Annotated in this window: 2 protein-coding genes and 1 pseudogene; 1 reads left to right on the forward strand and 2 read right to left on the reverse strand. The window is 71.5% G+C overall.

The features are described 5' to 3' along the window. Positions 1–84 (forward strand): annotated as a pseudogene (locus IE245_RS36460) (ATP-binding protein); the annotation flags it as partial. Between the two features lie 88 nt (positions 85–172). Here IE245_RS36460 and IE245_RS36465 read toward each other — a convergent pair. Both IE245_RS36465 and IE245_RS37610 read right to left on the reverse strand, forming a co-directional pair. Next, on the reverse strand, positions 173–376 hold the full coding sequence (locus IE245_RS36465) for an acyl-CoA carboxylase subunit epsilon (RefSeq protein ID WP_189955736.1): 204 nt from the start codon (positions 374–376) through the stop codon (positions 173–175). Between the two features lie 30 nt (positions 377–406). After that, positions 407–1,373: acyl-CoA carboxylase subunit beta (locus IE245_RS37610; RefSeq protein ID WP_308436661.1), on the reverse strand; the 967-nt coding region annotated here is incomplete at its 5' end.

Genomic DNA, 1,373 nt, shown 5'->3' on the forward strand with positions numbered 1-1,373 from the left:
ACCACCGACGCCCGCCACCGCGCGGACGCCAAGAGCGCACTCATCACCCTCGTCGAGCACGCCCTCATGGCCCGCCTGCGGTAACCGTCCCGACGGTGCGTCGGCACGACGCCACGGCAAAGGGCCCCCGCTCCTTCGAGGAGCGGGGGCCCTTTGCCGTGCGTCGGGGGCGTCAGCGCCAGCTGTGCGGGGCGCGGAAGCCGCCCTCGCGCTCCAGGCGGCGCCAGCCGGCGGCGGTGCGGCCGTGGCCGGCGGTGGCCGGCTCGGGCTGCGAGGCGGCGCGGGCGAGCAGGACCGCGGTGATGGCGGCGAGCTCCTCGGGGTCGGCGTGGCCCTTCTCGACGCGGAGAAGGTTGGCCGTGGCAGGCGTGGTCACTTCTGTGGACTCCTTGTGGCCGGGGCGGGCTTACTGGGGCGGGTTGCCGTGCTTGCGGGAGGGCAGGTCGGCGTGCTTGGTGCGGAGCATGGCGAGGGACCGGATGAGCACCTGGCGGGTGTCGGCGGGGTCGATGACGTCGTCGACCAGGCCGCGCTCCGCCGCGTAGTACGGGTGCATCAGCTCGGCCTTGTACTCCTTGACCATGCGGGCCCGCATGGCCTCGGGGTCCTCGGCCTCCGCGATCTGCTTGCGGAAGATCACGTTGGCGGCGCCCTCGGCGCCCATGACCGCGATCTCGTTGGTGGGCCAGGCGTACGTCAGGTCGGCGCCGATCGACTGGGAGTCCATGACGATGTACGCGCCGCCGTACGCCTTGCGCAGGATCAGCGAGATCCGGGGCACGGTCGCGTTGCAGTAGGCGTACAGCAGCTTCGCGCCGTGGCGGATGATTCCACCGTGCTCCTGGTCGACGCCGGGCAGGAAGCCGGGGACGTCCAGAAGGGTGATGATCGGGATGTTGAAGGCGTCGCACATCTGCACGAAGCGGGCGGCCTTCTCGGACGCCTCGATGTCCAGGACGCCGGCGAGGGACTGCGGCTGGTTGGCGACGATGCCGACGACCTGGCCGTCGAGGCGGGCCATCGCGCAGATGATGTTGCGGGCCCAGCGCTCGTGGACCTCCAGGAAGTCGCCGTCGTCGACGAGCTCCTCGATGACCTTGTGCATGTCGTAGGGGCGGTTGCCGTCGGCGGGCACCAGGTCGAGCAGGACGTCGGAGCGGCGGTCGGCCGGGTCCTCGGAGGCGACGGTCGGCGGGTTCTCGCGGTTGTTCTGCGGGAGCATCGACAGGAGGTAGCGGACCTCCGCGATGCAGGTCTCCTCGTCGTCGTACGCGAAGTGCGCGACGCCGGAGGTCTCGGCGTGGACGTCGGCGCCGCCGAGGCCGTTCTGGCTGATCTCCTCGCCGGTGACCGCCTTGACGACGTCCGGGCCG

It is taken from the genome of Streptomyces roseolus, assembly GCF_014649855.1.
Taxonomy (GTDB): Bacteria; Actinomycetota; Actinomycetes; order Streptomycetales; family Streptomycetaceae; genus Streptomyces; species Streptomyces roseolus.